Origin of the sequence: Micromonospora sp. NPDC047753, assembly GCF_040642735.1 — a bacterium.
GTDB lineage: Bacteria > Actinomycetota > Actinomycetes > Mycobacteriales > Micromonosporaceae > Micromonospora.
In genome coordinates, this window is the sequence record NZ_JBEYSL010000721.1 from 1 (window position 1) to 2,531 (window position 2,531).

Annotated in this window: 3 protein-coding genes and 1 pseudogene; all 4 read right to left on the reverse strand. The window is 68.1% G+C overall.

The features are described 5' to 3' along the window. A pseudogene (locus ABZ749_RS33695) lies at nucleotides 1-368 on the reverse strand (hypothetical protein); the annotation flags it as partial. Nucleotides 369-387: 19 nt separating this feature from the next. Beyond that, nucleotides 388-702 carry a type VII secretion target gene (locus tag ABZ749_RS33700; protein ID WP_357235097.1) on the reverse strand — a complete coding sequence of 105 codons (315 nt, stop codon included), beginning with the start codon at nucleotides 700-702 and terminating at the stop codon, nucleotides 388-390. Further along, the gene (locus ABZ749_RS33705) at nucleotides 702-1,094 is read right to left on the reverse strand and encodes a YbaB/EbfC family nucleoid-associated protein (protein WP_357235100.1); all 393 of its coding nucleotides are present in this window, start codon (nucleotides 1,092-1,094) and stop codon (nucleotides 702-704) included. Before ABZ749_RS33705 ends, ABZ749_RS33700 begins: the two co-directional genes overlap by 1 nt. Before the next feature lie 635 nt (nucleotides 1,095-1,729). Further along, nucleotides 1,730-2,455 carry a PhzF family phenazine biosynthesis isomerase gene (locus ABZ749_RS33710; protein ID WP_357235104.1) on the reverse strand — a complete coding sequence of 242 codons (726 nt, stop codon included), beginning with the start codon at nucleotides 2,453-2,455 and terminating at the stop codon, nucleotides 1,730-1,732. Nucleotides 2,456-2,531 lie beyond the last annotated feature (76 nt).

A 2,531-nucleotide genomic window follows, 5' to 3' on the forward strand; every position in this document is an offset into this window, starting at 1 on the left:
AGCCGCGCCTTGAGGTCCTCGGCGATGGAGAACAGCTCATTGGCCATGTTGTCCCAGGTCATGGCGTGCGTCTCGATGGTCTGGGGATCACCGGCGAGCCAGTCGAGTGCCTGCTTCAGTGGCTCGACCTGCTCGATGGCCCACTCGATGCCCATCGACAGGAGCGTGCTGAACGGGTCGATGGCGATGGCCGCCCCGTCGAGAGCGGCGCCCAAGCCCGCGATTGAGCCGTCGATCCAGCTGCCGGAGTCGATGGCGTCCTTGATGCCCATGTAGTCGTCGGCAAGCGGCAGGCCGGTCCAACCGTCGCGGTGCGCGCCGCTGGTCGAAGGGATGTCGGAGGTCGTGGCGACCAGTGGGTTGCTCATGAGATAACGCCGGGCTGGCTCAGGTCGCGGAGTGGAAGGAGTTGAAGCCGTCGGTGGTCGACTCCTCGGTCCGCTCGTAGGCGTCGGCGGTTCTCTTGATTCCCGCGGCGAGCAGCGCGATGTTCTCGGCGAGCATGTCCACGCCCTTGTCCTGGTCCCGGTGGCGTCCCTCCAGGATGGGCGGTAAGAACTGGCAGAGCTGCCCGTAGGCATCGTCGGCCTGGAAGATGGTGCCGCTCGCGGCCTTGACGGCGGCGAAGCGGTCGTGAATGGCCAACATGGCCGTGGCGTGCGCGCGCAGCGCCTCGACGTCGACCTCGAACCCCCCGTGCATCAGTAACGCCCCTCTTCGTCCTCGGTGTCGGCGGTCCGGAATCCGGCCAGCAGGGCCCGGCCGGTCGCCGAGTCGGCGCCGACCGTCTCCCGCACGACCTCGGCGGCGGCCTCGGCGAGCTTGACCCGCGCATTGCGATAGGCGCCCATGATCGCCTGCTGCGTCTGCTCCAGGCTCACGCGCTGCACCCGCGCGGAGAGCCGGACGTCGGCCATCGCCCCCGTGGAGTCGACGGTGACGTCGACGATCCCGTGGGCGTCGGTGGCCGCGACCCGCAGCGCGCGCAAGCCGGCAGCGACGGCCTGCGTGTCGGCGGCCCGACGCACGGCATTGGCCTGCCATGCCTCCAGGCGCTCCCGCGCATCCTCGGCGTCCAACAGCGGATTGACCATCGCGCCTCCCTCTCCGTTGCCGAGCAGGGGCTTTGGAGGCGTCAGTGTAGCCACGGCCCGCCACACCAGGTTGCCGAGCGAATGCGGCGTGATCTGGTCAATCTGGATCTCGGCGATGTGGATGCTGATGATCGTCTTCTTTGGACCTCCTCGACCTGGCAGTACAGCAGCGAAGTACAGGGAGCGAAGTCGCCGACTAAAAGCGAGCCGTGCAGGTAAAGGCCCAGAAGCCTGCCGGCCAGCGCAGGACTCCACGCATCACGAAGATCGGAGAGGACTGTTTCGGCTGGTGCCACCCGGTCATCCTGCGCTGCCGCCTGCCAGCCACGCCACCGAGTAAACACAGGCAGCGGAACTGGACACGTTCGGCCTCAGACCGGAGTACACCGGTCATGGGTGCGGTGGTTGCGCCTTGTCACTGCTGACCCAGGCTGCATGGAATCTGCAGGGTCCGCAGTGCAGAGCAGGGCGGCCGAACCCGGCGGGTCTGGCTCCGTACCTCAAATTGGGATCATCCGCACGCGCTGCCGAACTCTTTGGTCGCGGCTTTGCGCTGGTCGAAGGTCGCACTTAGTGACGGTCCTGGGTGCCAGTCGTGGGTGGAGGCGGCTGGCGCGCGCAGATGGACGGTGGTGCTACGGCGGGCTGAGGTCAACCATTCCGCCGATTCTGGCGACGATGCCGTCTGCGGTGTGTGTCGCGCTGGCGAAGACCGACGACGGGCTCTGGTGCGTGTCGCCCTGGTGGATTTCGATCGCGCTGTTGCCGGATGTGTCGAGCAGGTGAGCGGCGAGGCAGCCGACACTGTTGGCGTTTGCGATGTCCTCGTCAACGCCGATCGCTGGGGCGAACATCCGAGCTGCGCCCGTTCTTGCATTCGGGGGCAGCTCGTAGGCGAAGCAGCCGAGATACCCGAGTAGCCGACACTCGGTTGCCAGCCGATCGAAGTCGGGCTGCATGGACAGCAGTGTGCGGCGATCCCGAACGGGGACGAGGAGTCGTGGCATGCCCGGCGACGCGACCCGTAGGTCGGCGGCGATGTCCGCTCGTTCCAGGCCGAGGGCCGCGATGATGCCACCGCCAGTCGCGTCGGCATGGTCGGACAAGGCGATGACGCCCTGGTCGAACCAGACCTCAATGCCGTCCTGGCGCCGGGTGGCGGTCGTGGCGAAGGTGCGGCCTCCGCTGCGCTGGCGGCCGTGGTGCTCCGTGGCGCCGCTGCGGTCCAGCAGGACGGCCTGCGCGGCGATGGTGCCGTGCCCGCAGTTCGGGAGCTTCCCGGTGCTGGTGAAGAACCGCACCCTGGGTGCGTCCGCTGGGGTGGTGTCGATGAACGCGGTGTGGGAGGTGCCGGCCCTCAGAGCGCGTCACGATCGGCACGTCCGGCACGCCGGAGCAGCCGGTCACCTTCCTCGCCGCTTCCGGTTCCGGGGCGAG

Coding starts and splice junctions, on each gene's coding strand:
- ABZ749_RS33705 (WP_357235100.1), bottom strand. CDS start 1,094: ATGGTCAATCCGCTGTTGGACGCCGAGGATGCGCGGGAGCGCCTGGAG.
- ABZ749_RS33700 (WP_357235097.1), bottom strand. CDS start 702: ATGCACGGGGGGTTCGAGGTCGACGTCGAGGCGCTGCGCGCGCACGCC.